We start from the raw sequence: 19,630 nt of genomic DNA, 5'->3' as shown, positions 1-19,630 counted from the left end.
ATCATGGCGGAAAGTGGGGGTTGGCTGTGGGGTTTTTAGGCGCGGGTGTGGGTGGCTAGTCCGTAGGTGACTTGTCCGAGGCTGAGTCCGCCGTCGGTGGGTGGGATTTTTTGGTGGGTGTGGAGGTGTAGTCCGGCTTCAAGGAGGTGCTTTGCGATGGTGTGGCTGAGTAGTGCGTTGACTGCACTTCCGCCGGTGAGTCCGAGGAAGGTGGTGTTGTGTTCGGTGGCGGTTTGGTGGAGGTGTGTGGCGATGATGTGGGCTAGTCCCAGGTGGAGGCCGTGGGCGAGTTCGTGGGTGGCCGGGTTGTTGGTGGGGTGGCCTGGGGTGAGGTGGAGTTCGTGTTGGCGGCGCACTACCGCATGGGTGAGTTCGACGATGGTGGCGGGTTCGCGCGCCCACTGTTGGGCGTGTGCGCGCTGCGTGGGGGTGGCCCGGTGGGCTGCTGCCTCGAGGAGCATTGGTGCGTGGCCTTCGTAGGTTTGGTGGCTTAGGCCGAGGATGAGGCAGGCTAGGCCGTCGAGGAGTCGGCCGAGCGAGGTGGTGTCGACGGTGCCGGTGCGGGTGGTGATTTGGTGGTTGACGAGGGTGATTTCTTCTTCGATGGTGAATGGCCCTGCCGGGGTTGATGTTGCGGTGCCGCAGTCGGCGGGTAGGTCGAGGTGGTAGGCGTGGTTGAGGCCGGCGAGGATGCGCCAGGGGTGGATGACGGCGCGATCGCCGCCGACTAGGGGGAAGCGTGGGAGGTGCCAGGCGCGGGTGAGCTCGTCGGCTGGGTTGTTGCCGAGGGCGAGGATTTCGCCGCCGTAGATGGTGCCGTCGTCGCCGTATCCTGTGCCGTCAAGGGTGGCGATGACGGCTGCTCCGATGTGGTTGTGTTCGGCGATGAGGCTTAGGGCGTGGGCGTGGTGGTGTTGGACGCTTGCGAGGGGGATGTCGCGCTGCTCGGAGAGGTTGGTGGCCAGCGTTGTGGTGGAGTAGTTGGGGTGTTTGTCGGCGACGAGGAGGTCGACGTCGTCCCAGCTCAGCCCGCGGGAGTCCAGGAGGGTTTTCAGGGCTGTGTGCCAGGCGGTGTGCGCGGCCATTGAGCCCATGTCGCCGATGTGGGCGCTTAAGAAGGCGTTGGTGTGATCGCTGATGCAGACGGTGTTTTTGAGCTCGCCGCCGACTCCGATGACGATGCGGGGTGTGCGTGCCCATCCGGTGATGTCGATTGGCAGTGGTGCGCGTCCGCGCGACCTGCGGATCGGGGTGTGGGGTTTTTCGACGGAGTCTTCCACGGGCACGCAGATGGGTCGGTTGTGGAAGATGAACCCGTCGACCATGTGAGTCAGGTGCTGGCGGGCGGCCGCGTTGGTGTGACACAGGGGCTCACCGGCGGGGTTTCCGCTGGTGCACACCAGGGGCCTATCGACCAGGAGGTCGTAGAGCGGGTTGTAGGACAGCACCACACCGATCTCGTCGAGTCCCGGCGCGACCAGCGGGGAAAGTGGGCTGTGTTCGGCCTGTGGGAGCAGCACGATGGGTCGGGCGGGGTGGGTGAGTTGGCCGGTGGTGGGCTCGTCCAGGTCGACGATGGTGCGTGCCATGTTGAGGTCTGTGACGAGGACGGCGAGGGGTTTGTGGGGGCGGTTTTTGAGTTGGCGTAGGCGGGCGATGGTGTGGGTGTTGCTGGCGTCGGCGAGGAGGTGGAATCCGCCGATGCCTTTGACGGCGATGATGCCGCCGCGTGCGATGACTTTTTGGGCGTGTGCGATGATCCGGTTGCTTTCCTCCCGGTTCCAGGGGGCAAGGCCTGCCGGTGCGGTGTCGTCGATGTCGGCGCCTGCCACGGCACCACTGGCTGGGTGGTTGTCCGGCGCTTGGTGCGTCTGTGTGCTGTCTTCCCACCACAGGCGGGGGCCGCAGCTAAAGCAGCTGATGGGTTGTGCGTGGTAGCGGCGGTTGGTGAGGTCGGTGTATTCGTGCTCGCAGTCGGGGCACAGGGGGAAGTTTTTTAGTGTGGTGCGGGGCCGGTCGTAGGGCAGGCCGGTGATGATGGATAGGCGCGGGCCGCAGTTGGTGCAGGTGGTGAAGGGGTATTGGTGGCGCCGGTTGGTGGGGTCGGCCATGTCGTGGGCGCAGTCGGCGCACAGGGCGACGTCTGCGGGGATCAGGGTGCGGGTGTGGTGCGCTTCGCCCTGGGTGGATGCCGCAACGGCTATGCCTGGCGCGAACTCACCTGTGGCCGCCTGTTGGGTGTATTCGACGTGGGTGACCTGCGCGAGGGGCGGCAGGTGTGCCAGCCCGTGGGTGATAAAGGCCTCGATATCGTCGACTGTGCCTTCCAGCCGGAGGTAAACATCGTTTCCGGTGTTGCCGATGATGCCGCTGACAGAAAAGTCCTGTCCCAGGGCGGACCAGAAGGGCCGAAAGCCCACCCCTTGGACCACGCCTGTCATGTGGTATTCGCGCCGGATGCTCCCTGCGCGGGAGGTGGTGGTGTGCTCCCCCGCGCTGGGCATCGCCGCGGGGTGCGCGGGGTGTGCGGGCGGGTGGGAGTGGCTCATGCTTTTAAAGGTAGTAGTGGCATACGTGCGGGGCACGGCAAACCCCAGACAAACCATCATCAGGTCACTATCGTTAGCACTACATCAGCTTTTTCACCACGGTTGTTCGTGGGGCACCAGTGCTGACAAAGCCCCACGCTTGATGTAAAGGAGCGTTCACAATGGCCATTGGAATCGCCGAGATCGCAATTATGGCGTTGACCCTGTTCGTTCTCATCGGTATCCCCGCGATTGTTATCGCCTGGGTGTTGCGGCGCAATAAGCAGATCGGTAACAGCTACAACGAGGTTGTGGCTAAGGCTGAAGATACCGACGAGCCCGCTCGCAGCGCCGAGGTGGAGGCCGAGGCGCTCAAGAACAAGTTCAACAACACCTAAGCGCTGCGCCAGAGCCAAGCGGCTAGGGCAGGAGGTGTCCTTGCCGCATTGGGCCGAAGGCGGTAGGCGATCGCTGGGTTCTGGCACATACGCCGCTTAGGGGGTTGTGCCCCTGCGCCCCCTCAATAGACTGTTGATAACGAGCCTCGTTTATTTCCCAACGCCCCCCGGGCGCGTGTTGTTGTTGAAGAAAGGTTGACAACCATGACCAAGCATATTGGTACAGGCGATCGCGTGGTGTTGCCGTGGGCAGTTGCCGTGGTGCTTCTCGTCGCGCCGATCGCCACGATTGTGTACACCGCTCATGTCGCTCAAGCGACCCGTGGGTTCATCATCGCCTTTGTCATCAACCTGGCGTGCACCGCCGCGATCATTGCGTGGCCGTCTTCCCGGCGTGGTGGCGGCACGCGCACAACGTCCCCGGCGGGTGTTCTCGTTCACCGCAATGCCGGTGGCGTCTACTTCATCGTCGGTTTCTTGTCCGCTTTCAATGCGCTGCGCAACGAAACAGTCACGATTCCGCTGGTGTTCTTCTTGGTGCTGCTGGTGGCCTTGGTGTTTTTCAACCGGTTTTTGTTGCGCACCCGGCGCGATACTCGCCTCTAGGCGCACCGCCGCCTACGGCGAGCCCCATGTCGTCCCACCTGCGCGTGCAGCATCTTCGTAGTGATCTTCGCGCCCTTGCCTGTCGCCTATTGTTGAGGTGATTGTTTTTTCCGCATCCCTGTTTTTCGCGAAGTCTCTGTTTTTATGCACGAAGTAGCCCTATCCCAGCAGCTTGCCGGCGCCGTGGCTCGCGCGGCGAGTGGCCGGCGTGTGCTGAGTGTGAATCTGCGCATTGGTGCGCTGCGGCAGGTGGTGCCCGAATCCTTGGCGCACGCGTGGACGTTCACCACCAGCGGCACCCCGCTGGCGGGCTCCGCACTGGAGGTTGAGTGGATGGACGCTGTCATGACGTGCGCCTGCGGGTTTTCTGGGGTGATTAGTGGGGAGTTTTCGGCGCTATGCCCCGAATGCGATGCGATCGGCACCATCGAGCAGGGCAACGAGTTTCAGCTGGTCAGCATCGACGTGGACAGCGCGGACAACAGCTAATTGAGCGACTGCACTACCCCCAGTTGTTTCCGCCGAGTGGAATGCGTTCACACCCCCGGAAGTGGGCAGGTTTCGCACCTGCTAAGCCCCGGGCACGTATCGTCTTTTTAGAGCTAAGAGATAATCACCGCACACCCACGCTGATTGGCGTGCGCGGTGTAGGCATTCGAATTTTGCGAGGTTTTCCATGGGTCGCTTCCACCGCCACGATGATGGCACCGTGCACCACCACGATCATGATCATGAGGGCCACACCCACGATCATGAGCACACCCACGACCACGATCATGGGGATCACTCCGAGTACGCCACCGGGCGTGAACGCATCGAGGTACTCGAGGACATCTTCGCGGAAAACGATCACTGTGCTGCCCACAACCGGCAAGCACTCGAGGAGCACAACGTGCGCGCCATCAACCTGATGAGCGCCCCGGGTTCCGGCAAGACTGAGGTGTTGCGCCACACCCTGGAGCACTTCCAGGGCACCTTCCGCTGCGGTGTGGTTGAGGGCGATATCGAAACCTCCCTGGACGCGGATCGTCTCACCGGGCTGGGCGCACAGATTTCCCTACTCAACACCGGCAATGGTTTTGGTGGCGAGTGCCACCTGGATGCGCCGATGGTCACCAAGGCGCTTAAAGGGCTGGATCTGTCGACCCTGGATCTGGTGTTCATTGAAAACGTCGGCAACCTCGTGTGCCCCGCCGAGTTCGAAGTCGGCGAGCACGCCAAAGCGATGATCGTGTCCACCACTGAGGGCGAAGACAAGCCGCTGAAATACCCGGTGATGTTCCGCACCGCGCAGGCCATCGTCATCAACAAGATCGATCTTTTGCCCCACCTGAATCTGGACATGGACACGCTTGTGGCCAACATCCGTCAGGTCAACCCCACCGCACCAATCTTCCCCGTGTCCGCCACAACCGGTGAGGGCATGGACGCGTGGTACGAGTGGGTCGAAAAGGCCCGCGAAGCGTAACCGGGGGTTGTTCCCCTCGCATCTGACCACCACGACCGACCCTAACCCGATTGGGGGAAGGGTCGGTCTTTGTCTGAAAACATCCAGGTAAAAAGGCTATCCTTGCCACACCTACTTATGGGGGTGGCGGCAAACTGGGGAAACATCCCCACGGCCCGAAAACGGGTCCTACGCTGCGGGAAAAGGGTATAACCACTGCTAATGTCGGTAGCGTAACCCGCATCGCGCAGAAATGAGTCGAAGATGAACATCGACACTGGATGGCAAGACGAAACCCTTGCCGAAAACCTCACGCGCCGAGGCGTGAGCCGCCGCTCGTTTATGAAGATGTGCACCGGGCTGGCCGCCATCTTCGCCGCCGGCTCACCCCAATTCGCCGGCGCAGGCTTCGAAGCACAAGCCGAAGAAATCGCCGACAAACTTGGCGCCGTGAAAAAACCCAACGTCGCCTGGCTGCAACTCCAAGAATGCACCGGCTGCATGGAATCCGTGCTGCGCAGCGGTGGCACCACCGTCGAAGACCTCGTGCTGAACCTGCTGAGCGTCAACTACAACGAACTGGTCATGGCCGCTAGCGGGGAGCACGCCGAAAAAGCCCTGCACGACCTCAACGCCGAACCGCACATCCTCGTCGTCAACGGCTCCGTACCAGTCGAAGAAAACGGCGCCTACTGCGTCATCGGCGGCAAATCCGCCGAGCAGGTGCTGCGCGACGCCGCCGAAAACGCCTCCGTCATCCTGGCCGTCGGCGCCTGCGCCGTCTACGGCTCCGTGCAGGCCGCCCGCCCCAACCCGACCGGCGCTAAAGGTGTAGACGAAATCATCACCGACAAGCCGGTCATTAATGTTTCCGGCTGCCCGCCCATCGGCGAAGTCATCACCGCCACCATCTCCTACCTGCTCACTTACGGCACCCCACCCAAGGTCGACGCGGAAGGCCGCCCCCTGTTCGCCTACGACCAGCGCATCCACGACTCCTGCCCCAAACGCGCACACTTCGATGCGGGACAATTCGTCAAATCCTTCGACGATGAAGGCGCCAAAAACGGCTGGTGCCTCTACGAAGTCGGCTGCAAAGGCCCCTCCACCTTCAGCCCCTGCCCCATCACCCAGTGGAACATGCACACCTCCTGGCCGATCGGCGCCGGCCACCCCTGCATCGGGTGCACGGAAAAAGACTTCTTCGACAAGTTCACCCCCTTCTACGACACCCTGCCCGACGTCACCGGCTTCGGTGTCGAAGCCAGCGCCGAAAAAATCGGCCTGGGCCTGGTCGGCGCAGCCGCCGCCGGCGTGGCCGTGCACGGCGGGCTGACCTTCTTCAAAACCATCAAAGTGCGCGACCACCGCGACGACGACCTGCTGGCCGCCTTCGGCGACATCGAACCCCCAGCAACAGGTGCGCACGCCGCACACACCCCCAATGATCCGACCCCGCCTGCACAAGGCCCCACCCACTAAGGAAGAAGGCTTTACGTCATGGCTGAACGCGTAGTCATCGACCCGTTGACCCGCATCGAGGGTCACCTGCGAATCGAACTCGAACGCGAAGGCGAAAAAATCACCAACGCCTGGAGCGAAACCACCCAATTCCGCGGCATCGAAACCATCGTCAAAGACCGCGACCCCCGCGACGTGTGGGCCTTCGTCGGCCGCATCTGCGGCGTCTGCACCGGCACCCACTCCGTCGCCAGCGTCACCGCCGTCGAAGACGCCATCGGCTCCATCCCCCCGGAACAAGCCCAACTGATCCGCGACATGGTGCTCGCCTCCCACGAAGTTCACGACCACGTCGTGCACTTCTACCACCTCCACGCCCTCGACTGGGTCAACGTCGTCTCCGCCGCCGAAGCAGACCCCGCCAAAACCGCCGAATTCGCCAAATCCATCGGCTCCACCTGGCGCGGCAACACCGAATACCAATTCGCCAAAGTCAAAAAGAAGATCCAAGAAATCCTCGACTCCGGCCAACTATCCATCTTCACCGGCGGCTACTGGGACCACCCCGACTACCGACTGCCCCCAGAAGCCAACCTCATGGCCGTCAGCCACTACCTGGACGCCCTGCAATTCCAGCGCTCCATCATCCGCATCTCCACGGTCTTCGGCGGCAAAAACCCACACCCGAACTTCCTCGTCGGCGGCATGGCCTGCCAAATCGACCCCAACAAATCCGAAACCGTCAACCAGGTCCAACTAGACCAGGTCAAAGAATGGTCGGAAGAAATCCTCGAATTCGTCACCGAGTGCTACTACCCCGACGCCGTCGCCATCATGGGCGTATACAAGGACTACTTCGACATCGGAGCATCCTCCCCGAACTTCATGGCCATGGGCATGGCCGGCACCACCTACGCCGGTGCCGGCGGCAAACTCAAAGCCGTATCCACCATGCACCGCGAAATTAAACCCGGCGTCATCCTCGACGGCGACTACAGCCGCGTCCAAGAATTCCACCCGGAAGAAATCGAAGAGTTCATCTCCTCCGCCTGGTACACCTACACCGAAGGCGACGACGCCGGCGTCAAACCCGCCGTCGGCGAAACCAACCCCGCCTACACCGGGCCGAAACCGCCCTACGAATGGCTCGCCGACAGCGAAAAATACACCTGGTCCAAAGCCCCCCGCTACGCCGGGCGCCCCATGCAAGTCGGGCCCGTCGCCCGCGTGCTCAACGCCTACCTGCAAAACAACCCCCGCACCCGCCAACTCGTCGACGAAGCCCTCGACCAGCTCGACATCACCATCGACAAAATGAACTCCACCGCGGGCCGCACCTACGCCCGCGCCTGCGAGGCAGTCACCAGCGCGGAAACCCTCGCCCACGACCTACTCCCCCGCTTCGTAGAAAACCTGCGCCGCGGCGACTTCGACGTGTTCGACTCCTCCAAGTGGGAACCCAAAACCTGGCCCAAAGACTGCGAAGGCTTCGCCCTGATGGAAGTCGCCCGCGGCACCCTGGGACACTACGTCCACATCGAAAACGAACGCGTCGCCAACTACCAAGCCGTGGTTCCCACCACCTGGCTCGCCGGAGGTCGCGACCCCAAAGGCCAACTCGGCCCCTACGAACAATCCCTGGCCGGCAACAAGCAGCACCCCCTGGTCGACCCAAACCAGCCCCTAGAGCCGCTGCGCACCATCCACTCCTTCGACCCGTGCATGTCCTGCGCAGTCCACGTGCTCGACACCGACGGATCCCCACTGTTTGAGGTGGTGACACCATGACACTGACATCGCCCAAACGCGGCGAGGACGCGGCCCGCCCCGACGAGCGCGCCATCTGGGTGGCCCGCACCTACTCCTCCCGCAAACTGACCTCCGGCCGGCTGCTGTGCATGGCAGCGGTCGCCCCCAAAGACAGTGAAGACCCCATCGACCGGGCGCTGCTGACCAGTTTGCACGCCAACCGCCCCGACATCGAGCCGGTCTTTTCCGCCCACGACCAGTTCAGCCCCGCCACCCCGCAGCGCCGCTACAGCCTCACCCGCGCCAACGGCTTTTTGATGGACAAAAAGCACGCCCCGCCCGCCGACATCATGATCATGCGCGGCGAGGTCGAAGCCGTGCTGGGGGCAGCCAAACTCAGCTCCGCAGAAAAAGCCCCCTTCCTGCGGCACGTCGACCTGATGGAACGCATGGGCCAGCGCTGCCTCGCGCTCGCCAGCGCCCCCATCGCCGAGGACGGTACCGTCGGGGACTTCCAGGTCGAAGGTTTTGTCTCCCTCGCCCTGGAACCCCGCGCCAAACTCGCCAAATCGGTGGCCGAAAACCCCAACGCGTGGGTGCGCGTGAACCTATGGTCCGCCACCTTACGCTTCCAGCACTGGGCCAACATGGCACTCATCGTGGCCATGACCGTCACCGGCGCATTCATCATGGACCCCGGACTGCTGCCCCCGCCGGGCCCCGGCGATGACACCGGCTTCATTTTCGGCATCATCCGCTTCATTCACTTCCTGGCCGGCTTCGGCTGGATCGTGCTGGGTTTGTCGCGCGTGTGGCTGGCATTCGTCGCTAAAGACCGCCAACTGCGGTGGCGGGCCTTCTGGCCGCTGAACTCCAAAAAAGACGTTAGTGGCCTGATTGAAACCATCAAGTACTACGCCTTCATCAACAAGCACGGCCCCGTCTACCTGGCCCACAACCCGCTACAGCAGTTGAGCTACACCGGTATTTATGTGCTGTGCCTGTTCCAGATGGCCACCGGCCTGGGGCTGTTCGGCCTGTACAACCAGTACAACGGGCTGTGGGCGCTGCTCACCGTCCCGGTGTCCTGGCTGGGCATTCCCACAGTACGGCTGATCCACACCCTCATCATGTTCGTGATCTGGGCGTTTGTGGTCATCCACGTCTACTTGGCGGTGCGCGCCGACTCCGTGGAACGCCACGGTGGTATCTCCTCCATGATCAATGGTGGTGTGTGGCTGCGCCGCGGCACCAACCCGATCGACGCCCCGAAGATTGGTTAAACGCAAACAATGCACTCTTCCCGCGCTTTTCCGGCGGGTAGCCCACCAGCCCACCACATCACCGTGGTGGGCATTGGCAACCCGATCATGGGCGACGACGGCACCGGCCTGGCGATTATGAACCGCCTGGCCGAACTGCTAGCCCACTCCGACAGCCTGGATCGTTTCATCCCCGCCGGCGTTCCCGTCGCCGGGTGGGACAAAACCATGCCCACGGGCAAGCCGCACACGGCGGCGCCCATTGCGCGCTACCCGCACGAGGTGCCCTCCCCGGCTGCCGCCGCGCAGCGGCCAATGCCGGCAACCGATGCCCGCTCCGGGGCCACCACCGGTGATTGGGTTTCAGCCCCCACCGCCAGTGGCGAAGCTTCCATCGATCATCTGCCCATCACATTTGTTGACGGTGGCACCTCCGGGATGGATTTGCTGCCGGTCATCCAGGACGCGCAGCACCTGCTGATCCTGGACGCGGTCGCAGGGCCCGGAAGCGCGGGCAATGTGGTGGAACTGCACGGGGATCAAATTCCACGGTTGCTGAACACGAGTTTGTCCCCACACCAGGTAGGCCTGTTGGATCTGCTAGCTGCTGCCCGCCTGTTAGGACACGAGCCCACCAGTGTCGCGGTGGTCGGCATCGTCGCCCACGAGTGTGAACTCGGGGTGGGGTTGAGTGATCCGGTCGCCCGCAGCGTGGGCGAGGCAGCCACACGCGCAGAAGCTATCGTGCGCGGGTGGCTCGATGAGGAGCAGCTATGAGTGCGGTCGGTGTGCTAGTCGACATCGCAGTAGGCGATGCTGAATTCCTGCCCCTTGGTGATCTCGACGATGATGTCACCGCAATCGGGGCAGGAGTAGTCGAAGAATTCGTCGATAGTTTTTTCTTCCCCGCAGTCGGGGCAGAACACGGTGGCGGGGATTTGTTCGATAATCAGCTCCGCACCCTCGACGGGGGTGTTTTCCGTGGCCAGCGGCCAGCAGTTCTTCAATGCGAAGGGCTCCACCCCGCTGCGCGCGCCGACGTGAACGCACACGGCGGTGATGCGGCGGCCGGGCAGCTGCTGGGTCACGGCGGTGACGACGCCGACGGCGAGTCCGTATTCGTGCATGGCTTTACTGTACGTCCAAACAACCCAGCTGCAGCAGCATCTCAGGGGGTGACTGCGGGTGAGTGAGACGATTTTTCTCGACCAATTTGTCGACCCCGGCTCCGCCCAGGTGCTGCTCTCGACCGGAGCTGATGGCACGCAGGAGGCGCGTTTCGATTTGGCCGCGATGCCCCGCCTGGAACCAATGCTGGTGGGGCGGGATGCCCGTGACGTGCCGGATTTGGTGAAGCGTTTGTGTGGCATCTGCCCCATCCCCCACCACATTGCGGGGGTAATGGCGTTGGAAAGCGCTGCCGGGCTGCGCCCCTCACCGCTGACGGTGGAGGTACGCCGTTTGCTGGTGTGGACCTCCTACATCACGACGTTTAGCCCCAGGTTTGTGCTCAACCACCGCGAAGAGGTGTTGGCGGCCCGGGCGATCGCTAAGCGGGCTGCGACCTGGGCTGGGTGCCCGGGACACTTCCCGAACGTGGCAGCACCTGGCGGGTTGGTGAATCCTATTGATCGCGACCCGGCCAGCCTGGCGGAGCTTTCTGCCATCGCCGAGGAGGCTGGTGCGCTGCAGTCGAGATGGCAAGACACAGCACAACAGCTTTCCGCGGACGCTGACGTGTTGGGCTCCGCCGGTGATGGCCGGTGGGCCGAAATGATGTTGGTTAACGCCGAGCACACGATCGATCCCCTGGGGGATCACGTCCAGGTGTGTCCTCCCGATGGCACCACGCAAGCGTTCCCGGTGGCCAGTTGGCCGGATAGGGTCACGGAGTCCCACCCGGGTGCGGTTGCACCGCGCATGGTGGTGCACACCGATAAAGGCGCACTGGCATACAAAACGGGCCCGCAGTCGCGCCACACCGCGAATAATCCCCGCCAGGCCCAGGCCATGAGCATCCTGGCGGCGCTGCAGGGCATTGCGGCATCCGCCCGCGCGATCGCCACCCAGCTGGCCTGCGATGATCAGGTGGATTGTTCGGCGCAGCCGCTGCCCGACCAACAGGATTTTTCGGGTGTTGGTGTCGGCGTGGTGGATTCGCCGCGCGGTTTGCTGGCGCACGTGTTCGTGGTGGACAAGGGCAGGCTTGCTAACTGTGCGATTCATACGCCGACGGCGCAAAATGAGTGGTGGTTAAGTTCCCTGCTGACTACCGCGCTGCGGGAGCACGCCGGCGATATGGCTGCGGTGGAACAGGCGATTCGTGCGGCCGATCCGTGTGTGCCGGCGACGGATACCCCGGTGGGTACGATGCCAATTAGTACTGTTGTGTCGCCTATCAGCGATGCACGCGACGAGTGAGGTGTTTGGCGGATGTGTCTTGGTATTCCGGCCCGCGTCGTTGACGTGGGCATGCCGCCGCTGGTTCCCGGCCAGGTTGATGTGGCCGGCCAGGTGCGCTCCATCAACTTGGGCTATCTCCCGGAGGCCGAGGTTGGTGACTGGGTGCTCATCCAAAACGGTTTCGCCGTGCACTTGATCACCGCGGATGAGGCTAGGGAAACCCTGGAGGCGATTGAGGATCATCAGCTGTTTGATGTGACCGTGTTGCCGGGTTCTCCCCGCCAGGCGGCCCAAGAGTCTTAAAGCATCGCGGCTTTCCTGCGTGTCCCTTTAGTTCTTAAATTTTTGTTGTTTTTTCGTTTTTAGTTGTTGTTGACAGAAAGTGTGCCCCGACTATGTGCCTTGGTGTTCCGGCCCAGATTGTAGAGATTCAGGACGCGTCGCGCGCGACGGTGTCCATTAGTGGTGTGACCCGTGCGGTGTCCACGGATCTTTTGACCGAGCAGCTGTCGGTGGGCGACTGGGTGCTAATCCATGTTGGTTTCGCACTGTCTGTCATCGATGCCGATGAGGCTGCGGAAACGTTGAAGCAGATTCAGCAGTTAGGCGCGAACACTTTTGAGGACGAGTTGGAGTCGTTTTCAACCTCGCAGATTGAGTAGCGGGAACCCCTAACCCCTTCCCCCTTTTTCTGACTTACCCTCTTTTCCCGCTGACTGTGAAGGCTGTGACCACCTGATGAAGTATGTTGACGAGTTCCGCGACCCGCAGGCCGCGAAGAATCTTTTGACCCGCATTGAGCGCGATGCCGCGAAGCTTAAGCAGCCGCTGGCGCTGATGGAGGTCTGTGGTGGGCACACCCACACGATCTACCGCTACGGGTTGGAGAATCTGCTGCCCGACAACATCGATTTGGTGCACGGCCCGGGCTGCCCGGTGTGTGTGATTCCGATGGGCCGCGTCGATGATGCGCTGTGGTTGGCCCGCCAGGACGACGTGTTGTTGGCGACTTTTGGCGACATGATGCGCGTGCCGGGATCCGATGCCTCCCTAATGCAGGCTCGCGCGCAGGGCGCGGATGTGCAGTTCGTGTACTCCCCGCTGGATGCGCTGAAAATGGCGAAGGATAACCCGGATAAGAAGGTCATCTTCTTCGCCGTCGGTTTTGAAACCACCGCCCCGTCGACCGCGGTCACCCTGGAGGCTGCCCGGCGCGACAACGTGGACAATTTCAGTGTGTTTTCTAACCATGTGACGATTCAGCCGCCGTTGGAGGCGATCGTTAATGGTGGGGAGACGGTGGTAAATGGGTTTATTGGCCCGGGGCATGTGTCGACGATTGTGGGTACGAAGGCGTTTGAGTTTTTGCCGCGGGAGTATAACTTGCCGGTGGCTGTTGCGGGTTTTGAGCCGCTGGATATTTTGCAGGCGGTGGATATGTTGATCACGCAGTTTATTTCGGGTGATGTGGCCCGGGGTGAGGCGCGGGTGGATAACCAGTATGCGCGGGTGGTGCGCCCGGAGGGTAATGCTGCGGCGTTGGCGTTGATGGATCGGGTGTTTGTGACGCGGGAGACGTTTGAGTGGCGTGGTTTGGGGTGGTTGCCGGGTTCTGGTTTGGGGATTGCTCAGGAGTATGCCCGGTGGGATGCGGAGCGTATTTATGACATTCCGGGTCGTCGGGTGGAGGATCCGAAGGCGTGTGAGTGTGGCAGTGTGTTGACGGGTCGGATTAAGCCGTGGCAGTGCAAGGTGTTTGGTACGGCGTGTACGCCGGCGACGCCGATTGGTACGTGCATGGTGTCCCCGGAGGGGGCGTGCGCGGCGTATTACAACTTTGGCCGTATCGATAAGGCGGCGACGGCGCAGTTGGCGGGTTCGTAGTCTGCGGTTGCTTGTTGTGGTGTGTCCCCCGGCGGTGTCGTCGGGGGATTTTTTGTGGGTTTTTCGCCTGACCCGAAGGGGCGTCCACATTGTGGGATTCACCCACTTTTTACCCCCTGGTTCTTCCCGCATCTTGGGAGGCGTTATAAAATGCCAGCAGTTTTTCAGCATCTTCCAAGGAAAGTCATGACTACTTCACCTCCCGTCTCCGCGGACGCTGCGGGCGCGCAGAAATTGCGCCGCTCCCTCAAGGCCCGCCACATGTACATGATCGCCATCGGCGGTTCTATCGGCACGGGCCTTTTCGTGGCGTCCGGCGCCACAGTCGCTAATGCCGGCCCGGGTGGTGCGCTGTTGGCGTACGCCCTGATTGGTTTCATGGTGTTCCTGCTGATGCAGTCGCTCGGCGAGATGGCCACCTATATTCCGTTGGCTGGTTCTTTTGGCGAGTATGGTCGCCGTTTTGTCTCCCCGAGTTTTGGTTTCGCCTTGGGCTGGAACTATTGGTACAACTGGGCGATCACGGTGGCCGCGGAGTTGGCTGCGGCGGCACTGGTGATGAAGTACTGGTTCCCGGACACTCCCGGCTGGATTTGGTCCGCCATCTTCCTGGCATTGTTGTTTGGCCTGAATGCGTTGTCGGCGCGCGCCTATGGTGAGGGCGAGTTTTGGTTCGCGCTGATCAAGGTCGCCATTGTTATTTTCTTCCTGATCCTGGGTGTGCTGATGATTGCCGGCATCTTAGGGGGCGGGTCCCCGGGGTTGAGCAACTGGACCTTGGCTGGGCCGGATGGGGAGAAAGCCCCCTTCGTTAATGGTGCCGCCGGCATTTTGAGCGTGTTCATGATCGCTGGTTTCTCTTTCCAGGGCACCGAGCTGGTGGCGGTGGCCGCCGGTGAGGCAGAGGATCCGGATAAGAATGTGCCGAAGGCTATTCGCACCGTGTTCATCCGTATTCTGCTGTTCTACATTGGTGCGATCACCGTCATTGGTTTTTTGATTCCTTTCACCGATTCCCGCCTGCTGGACTCCAGTGAGGACAACATTGCGGTCGCACCGTTTACCCTGGTCTTCGACAACGCAGGCATTTTGGCGGCCGCGGCGATTATGAATGCGGTCATTTTGACCTCCATCTTGTCGGCAGGTAACTCCGGCCTATACGCCTCGACCCGCATGCTTTATGCCTTGGCGAAGTCGGGCCAGGCCCCGAAGATTTTTGCGTCCCTGAATTCGCGTGGCGTGCCGATGCCGGCGCTGCTGGCCACCACCGCCATTGGCGCGGCCTGCTTCATCTCCTCCCTGATTGGCGACGGTGCCGCCTACACCTGGCTGGTCAACGCCTCTGGTTTGGCGGGCTTTATCACCTGGATGGGTATCGCATGGTGCCACTACAAGTTCCGGAAGGCGTTTGTTGCCCAGGGACACGACGTCAGCGAGCTGCCGTTTAAGGCTGCCCTGTTCCCGCTGGGTCCGATTGTTGCGCTCGTCATGTGCGCCGTGGTGGTTGCCGGCCAGAACTTGGAGGTCTACACCGGCCACATTGAGCTCGGCACGTTGATTTCCGCCTACATTGGCCTGCCATTGTTCTTGGCCCTGTGGTGGGGCCACAAGCTGGTCACCAAGTCGTCCGCCATCGCCCCTGAGGACGCCAACCTCACCCGCGACATGCACTAAACCGCCACACACGACACACAGCCCGTGCTCCCCCATCGCTGGGAGGCACGGGCTGTTTTCTTGCGCGTCCAAGGCAACACCCTGCAGATCAGTGCGGGAAGGTTAGCTCCACTCAATGGCTGATAAGTCCAACCCGGCGGACTCGGCTTGCGCTTCCACCAGGGTCAACAAATAGGGCGCGGTTCCCTGAAACGATCGCGCGAAACGCTCATCGGCAACATACATTCGCGCCAGGCACACCTGCTTCGATAAAGAGCAGTCGTAGAACATCTCCACGTAAGCCCGGTGCATCGCCACCAAGTCGCGCGCGGCGTCACTGCCGGGCTGCACACACTCCTTTTGTGCCCGCTGCAGTGCCGCCACAAATTGCTCATGCAGGCGCTGCGCGCTATCCCAATCGCCGGCACCCATCGCAGCCACCCGCTGCTGGGACTGCTGCCACTCGGGGGTGTCCCCGAAGCGGGATTCCGCCTCATCCGCATACTGCTGCCAGCAGCCACCAAATTCTTCAACCATGTCCCGTGCGTTCACGGTGTCCTCCAAAAGCTTGTCCACTGCGCGGACCATCCGCTGCAGGTGAGCCTGCTCATCAACCAACCGCTGCCGCTGACGGGATAGCACTTCCCGCTCCTGCGCGGGGTCATCCAGCACACCTGCGATCTCACGCAAGGACATCCCGGTTGTCCGGTACACCAAAATCTTCACCCCACGGGCCAGATCATCGTCCGTATACAACCGGTAGTCGCTCATGGTGCGCCACGTGGGGCACAGCAATCCAATGCTGTCCCAATACCGCAGCGTCCGGGCAGAAACCCCCAGAAACTCGGCGGCCTCAGAAATGGTCAATTCGCTCACACAGATCACTGTCCCGCTTGACGCGACGTCAAGGTCAAGGCGAACAGGTCACCACACGCGGCGCACATAAAAACGAGCCACCACCATCGCCACCAAGCCGTAGAAGCCAAACAGCTGCAGCCCCACCGAATCCACCGCGTGAATCGTTGCCAACTGATACAACGCCCCACACGCCAGGCCGAAAACAAAACCTGCGAGAAGACTCTTTCCCGTACAGGAGGGAATCCACCGCATCAGCACACCCAACACAACACCCCACACAATCCCCAGCGGCAGCAGGTAGGCGGGCCCGGCAAACCACAACGGGATCATGCCGACCACACCCCCAAGCAAACCTGCCACCACACGAACCTTTGCCGGTGCCGGCGGGGCGATATCGCAAATCAAAGACACGGTGCTGGCTTTCCCTAAAAACTAAAACGATGTGGTGGCGTTCGGGGATTAAGCATAGCTAGAGACAGCAAAAACCTGCACAGTGAACAATGACTGCCACTGCGCAGGTTAGATAAACGGCGTCAGGTTTAGCCGAACAGCACGCTCGACAGGGCGACCGGAAGCATCAGCGGCAGCAGCGCCAGCAGGCCGCGGAAAACAAACCCGCCGGCCGGGCACACCTGCCCCTGCGCATCACACGCCGGCGCGGAGGACAAGCCCTGGTAGAAATCCCCCAGACTTCCCACAACTGCGTTGATATCCATCTCAAAACTCCTTAAAACAACGACACAGGTACCCCGGGTGGGGTTTCAAACCTGGTGAAAACACCCCCATCGTAACGATCCTGAGCGCAGAAAAAACCGATTCCTGTCCCTTTTACCCCCACACGGGTGAACAATCCTCGCTAGGCTAACCCCATGGACTGCCTCATCATCGTCGACATGCAAAACCTGGTCATCGGCCACGCCGACAACGCGCCTGCAGCCATCGAAAACATGCACACCCTGCTCCAGCGCGCCAACAACGCCGACGTTCCCGTCATCTGGGTGCAAGACGAATCCGGCCCGCTCACCAAAGGCAGCACCCAGTGGGCCATCATCGAGGAATTCACCGTCCTGCCCCACCACCACCGGGTGGGAAAAACCACCGGCGATGGCTTCGCCTCCAGCGAGCTGGGTTCCCTTTTGCGCGACCTGGGCTGCCGCATGCCCGTCATCTGTGGGGCGATGAGCCACGCCTGCGTCCGCGCCACAGCCACCGGCGCACTCTACGCCGGCTACAACAGCGTGCTCGTTTCGGATGCGCACTGCGGGCAAAGCATCGGGGATGTCAGAGCCGATGATGTACGCGAGCTGGTCAACAAGATGATGCGCCTGGTCATCCACCCCGAGCATCGCTGTTTCGTGCGCCCCACTTCAGAGATCGAATTCCACCAGCTTTAAAGCCCCACAAGGCCCCGCACAATAGTGCCGGCCGGTTGCTCAACGCAGTTTGCAAAACCGGTCCCCGCCCACAGGCTCGCAGTCTCTGGGTCGCCTTGCGCCTTGATCGGTGCGGTGAGGTAGTGCAGTTCCGGATACAGTGCGGGCGCATCCTCGCCGAACCGCTCCATGAAGCCATTGGTGATTCCCCGCGCCATGCGGCCACTGAACGCACGAGTCCGCCCGGTTGGGCGTTGACGAAACTCTACAAGCGCCTGTCGATGAACCTCCTTGGTTCCCGCTTCCTCCGCCAGGAGGAAAAGTGTGCCCACCTGCACCGCAGTTGCTCCGAGCGTGAGAAGCTCCACGACGTCCTCGGCACCAGAAACACCACCGGCTGCAATAACCGGGATCGTGGTTTTCGCACGCGCACAAGCCAGCAGTTCCCCGAGCGTGTACTCGGCAGTGTCGTCCTCCACATGCGCGTTCGCCGCCCTATGTCCACCCGCTTGTGCGCACTGTACGACCAATACATCGGCGCCGGCAGCGATTGCGGCATCAATACCGGCGGGACTAATCGCGTTGAGGACAACCTGTTTGCCGGCTTCTTTCACCCTGGCGATATCACCCGCCGGTGGGATCCCAAAGGTGAAGCTGATACATGCTGCATGGCTTGCAAGCGCAAGCTCTAGCTTCGCGGGATAATCATCATCACCGGTATACATCTCGGAGGGCAATTCCTCCTCACAGCAATCCTTGATACGGCTGCGAAAGCTGTCGAATGCCTCCTGGCGCAGTGCTGCTGGCACCAGAGTGTGCCGTGGGTTTAACTCATCCCCAGGGCCTTGCTGTGCCCCCTGGGCGAGCTGTGCTGGAACAAAAAGGTTGATGCCGTAGGCATAGTCGGTGAGTTCTTCAACCTCAGCAATCTCATCCCCTAACGCGGCAGCGGTTTTATAACCACCCGCGAGGCTACCCAGCCCTCCGGCATTGGATACAGCGGCAGCAAGTGCGGGGCAGGCGGGACCACCGGCCATGGGTGCTTGCACGATGGGCAGTCGCGCCCCTAAGGGGAAAACACCATCCAGCTTCCTGATTACCTGAAACTCCACAAAAACAACCGGGGTGTTTGCATCGACGACTAGCCCACTAGCATCTTCCCAAAACGACTCGTGTTCGCGGATGTATTCCTCCAGGCTGGACTGGCCTTCTGCTTCGTTGAGGTAGTGATACTCGTTGATCTCACCCCAGGGAAGAACTGTCACGACCGTGTTCTCTGTCAGGCAAACGGGCCGTCCCTCAGAGTCGACCACCACTTCCCTATCCCCCACCCGTGGCAAGGGTTCACCGGCATCTTCCCAGTCCGCAACCAACGAGCACGTTGCCGTCTTGACCCCATCAGCAATCAGCCGAACAAGGTGTTGTCTTTCGGGGCCACGCAGCATATAGGCCCCCACAGGAACATCGGCAAGGCCCCAAGAGTGGCGTTGGTTGTCTGGTGCATGCATGGTGTAAGCCTACGTCCCCGGTGGTCGTGAGGCGAGAAAACCCCTGTACCGGTGATTGCAGTTGAAAATGCGAAACACGCCCCACCCCCGAAGGGATGGAGCGTGTTCGACTATAAATCTTCACATCACAGCAGCCTGCTGGCGCGGACTGCCTGCCCTAGTCGCCCCGGGATAGTCCCGGGGGATAAGGGGCTTAGTGGCACTTTCGTGCCGGCAAAATTACTTAGCCTTCTCGATGATCTCGACGAGGCGGAAGTGCTTGTCCTTGGACAGCGGGCGGGTCTCTTCGATGCGGACCAGGTCGCCGACGCCGGCGATCTCTTCCTCATCGTGAGCCTTGACCTTGCTGTTAGAACGAATGGTCTTGCCGTACAGGGCGTGCTGCTTGCGGTCTTCCAGCTCAACGACGATGGTCTTGGACATCTTGTCCGAGACGACGTAGCCGGAACGAACCTTGCGGGCGCCCTTTTCCTTCTTGTTCACAGTTGCCTCACTCATGT

21 protein-coding genes are annotated in these 19,630 nt (G+C 61.6%); 14 read left to right on the top strand and 7 right to left on the bottom strand.

Features of this window, described 5'->3' with window-relative positions; all coding sequences use genetic code 11:
• Window positions 1-35 precede the first annotated feature (35 nt).
• The gene (locus tag CAQU_RS01825) at window positions 36-2,549 is read right to left on the bottom strand and encodes a carbamoyltransferase HypF (protein ID WP_245797276.1); all 2,514 of its coding nucleotides are present in this window, start codon (window positions 2,547-2,549) and stop codon (window positions 36-38) included.
• A gap of 161 nt (window positions 2,550-2,710) precedes the next feature.
• Between CAQU_RS01825 and CAQU_RS01820 the strand changes: the two genes are divergently transcribed.
• The 8 genes from CAQU_RS01820 (at window position 2,711) to CAQU_RS13260 (ending at window position 10,228) form a co-directional block, all read left to right on the top strand.
• Window positions 2,711-2,926, top strand: a complete 216-nt coding sequence (locus CAQU_RS01820; protein ID WP_075724724.1) for a hypothetical protein — start codon at window positions 2,711-2,713, stop codon at window positions 2,924-2,926.
• A 204-nt stretch (window positions 2,927-3,130) separates the two neighbouring features.
• Window positions 3,131-3,532, top strand: coding sequence for a hypothetical protein (locus CAQU_RS01815; protein ID WP_075724722.1), 402 nt, complete (start codon window positions 3,131-3,133; stop codon window positions 3,530-3,532).
• Window positions 3,533-3,676: 144 nt separating this feature from the next.
• Entirely contained in the window at window positions 3,677-4,021 is a 345-nt protein-coding gene (locus CAQU_RS01810; RefSeq protein WP_075724720.1) for a hydrogenase maturation nickel metallochaperone HypA/HybF, read from the top strand.
• A gap of 187 nt (window positions 4,022-4,208) precedes the next feature.
• On the top strand, window positions 4,209-5,000 hold the full coding sequence (hypB, locus tag CAQU_RS01805; protein WP_075724718.1) for a hydrogenase nickel incorporation protein HypB: 792 nt from the start codon (window positions 4,209-4,211) through the stop codon (window positions 4,998-5,000).
• Between the two features lie 243 nt (window positions 5,001-5,243).
• The gene (locus tag CAQU_RS01800) at window positions 5,244-6,461 is read left to right on the top strand and encodes a hydrogenase small subunit (RefSeq protein ID WP_084562671.1); all 1,218 of its coding nucleotides are present in this window, start codon (window positions 5,244-5,246) and stop codon (window positions 6,459-6,461) included.
• 18 nt (window positions 6,462-6,479) lie between these two features.
• Complete coding sequence (locus tag CAQU_RS01795; RefSeq protein WP_075724717.1) at window positions 6,480-8,228, top strand: nickel-dependent hydrogenase large subunit; 1,749 nt, start codon at window positions 6,480-6,482, stop codon at window positions 8,226-8,228.
• The gene (gene cybH, locus CAQU_RS01790) at window positions 8,225-9,472 is read left to right on the top strand and encodes a Ni/Fe-hydrogenase, b-type cytochrome subunit (protein ID WP_075724715.1); all 1,248 of its coding nucleotides are present in this window, start codon (window positions 8,225-8,227) and stop codon (window positions 9,470-9,472) included. Before CAQU_RS01795 ends, cybH begins: the two co-directional genes overlap by 4 nt.
• 9 nt (window positions 9,473-9,481) lie before the next feature.
• Window positions 9,482-10,228 carry a hydrogenase maturation protease gene (locus CAQU_RS13260; protein ID WP_425429698.1) on the top strand — a complete coding sequence of 249 codons (747 nt, stop codon included), beginning with the start codon at window positions 9,482-9,484 and terminating at the stop codon, window positions 10,226-10,228.
• 14 nt (window positions 10,229-10,242) lie between these two features.
• Here CAQU_RS13260 and CAQU_RS12805 read toward each other — a convergent pair whose 3' ends face one another.
• Window positions 10,243-10,578 (bottom strand): hydrogenase maturation nickel metallochaperone HypA/HybF, encoded by a 336-nt coding sequence (locus CAQU_RS12805; protein ID WP_075724713.1) that lies wholly within the window; start codon window positions 10,576-10,578, stop codon window positions 10,243-10,245.
• 58 nt (window positions 10,579-10,636) lie between these two features.
• Between CAQU_RS12805 and CAQU_RS01775 the strand changes: the two genes are divergently transcribed.
• The 5 genes from CAQU_RS01775 to CAQU_RS01755 all read left to right on the top strand — a co-directional run bounded on the left by CAQU_RS01775 (window position 10,637) and on the right by CAQU_RS01755 (window position 15,412).
• Window positions 10,637-11,872: a nickel-dependent hydrogenase large subunit gene (locus CAQU_RS01775; RefSeq protein WP_075724711.1), complete on the top strand. Its 1,236-nt coding sequence runs from the start codon at window positions 10,637-10,639 to the stop codon at window positions 11,870-11,872.
• 12 nt (window positions 11,873-11,884) lie between these two features.
• Window positions 11,885-12,157, top strand: coding sequence for a HypC/HybG/HupF family hydrogenase formation chaperone (locus tag CAQU_RS01770; protein ID WP_075724709.1), 273 nt, complete (start codon window positions 11,885-11,887; stop codon window positions 12,155-12,157).
• A gap of 92 nt (window positions 12,158-12,249) precedes the next feature.
• Complete coding sequence (locus tag CAQU_RS01765) at window positions 12,250-12,516, top strand: HypC/HybG/HupF family hydrogenase formation chaperone (RefSeq protein WP_075724707.1); 267 nt, start codon at window positions 12,250-12,252, stop codon at window positions 12,514-12,516.
• A gap of 76 nt (window positions 12,517-12,592) precedes the next feature.
• The gene (hypD, locus tag CAQU_RS01760) at window positions 12,593-13,738 is read left to right on the top strand and encodes a hydrogenase formation protein HypD (protein WP_075724705.1); all 1,146 of its coding nucleotides are present in this window, start codon (window positions 12,593-12,595) and stop codon (window positions 13,736-13,738) included.
• Between the two features lie 186 nt (window positions 13,739-13,924).
• Entirely contained in the window at window positions 13,925-15,412 is a 1,488-nt protein-coding gene (locus tag CAQU_RS01755; RefSeq protein WP_075724703.1) for an amino acid permease, read from the top strand.
• A 102-nt stretch (window positions 15,413-15,514) separates the two neighbouring features.
• Here CAQU_RS01755 and CAQU_RS01750 read toward each other — a convergent pair whose 3' ends face one another.
• From CAQU_RS01750 to CAQU_RS12545, 3 genes are all read right to left on the bottom strand, one after another.
• On the bottom strand, window positions 15,515-16,267 hold the full coding sequence (locus CAQU_RS01750; protein WP_075728247.1) for a MerR family transcriptional regulator: 753 nt from the start codon (window positions 16,265-16,267) through the stop codon (window positions 15,515-15,517).
• A 48-nt stretch (window positions 16,268-16,315) separates the two neighbouring features.
• Window positions 16,316-16,660 carry a hypothetical protein gene (locus CAQU_RS01745; RefSeq protein ID WP_157108850.1) on the bottom strand — a complete coding sequence of 115 codons (345 nt, stop codon included), beginning with the start codon at window positions 16,658-16,660 and terminating at the stop codon, window positions 16,316-16,318.
• Between the two features lie 128 nt (window positions 16,661-16,788).
• Window positions 16,789-16,965, bottom strand: a complete 177-nt coding sequence (locus CAQU_RS12545) for a hypothetical protein (RefSeq protein ID WP_157108849.1) — start codon at window positions 16,963-16,965, stop codon at window positions 16,789-16,791.
• A gap of 153 nt (window positions 16,966-17,118) precedes the next feature.
• Between CAQU_RS12545 and CAQU_RS01740 the strand changes: the two genes are divergently transcribed.
• Window positions 17,119-17,643, top strand: coding sequence for a cysteine hydrolase family protein (locus CAQU_RS01740; RefSeq protein ID WP_075724699.1), 525 nt, complete (start codon window positions 17,119-17,121; stop codon window positions 17,641-17,643).
• On the opposite strand, the gene CAQU_RS01735 is transcribed toward CAQU_RS01740, so the two are convergent.
• Both CAQU_RS01735 and rpsQ read right to left on the bottom strand, forming a co-directional pair.
• Window positions 17,640-19,130: a nitronate monooxygenase gene (locus CAQU_RS01735; protein WP_084562669.1), complete on the bottom strand. Its 1,491-nt coding sequence runs from the start codon at window positions 19,128-19,130 to the stop codon at window positions 17,640-17,642. The two genes, CAQU_RS01740 and CAQU_RS01735, sit on opposite strands and share 4 nt — an antisense overlap.
• Window positions 19,131-19,349: 219 nt before the next feature.
• Window positions 19,350-19,628 (bottom strand): 30S ribosomal protein S17, encoded by a 279-nt coding sequence (rpsQ, locus tag CAQU_RS01725; protein WP_075724697.1) that lies wholly within the window; start codon window positions 19,626-19,628, stop codon window positions 19,350-19,352.
• Between the last annotated feature and the right edge of the window lie 2 nt (window positions 19,629-19,630).

This window comes from Corynebacterium aquilae DSM 44791 (assembly GCF_001941445.1).
In the GTDB taxonomy this organism is placed as follows: Bacteria; Actinomycetota; Actinomycetes; order Mycobacteriales; family Mycobacteriaceae; genus Corynebacterium; species Corynebacterium aquilae.
This window is presented reverse-complemented; position numbering and strand designations above follow the sequence as displayed.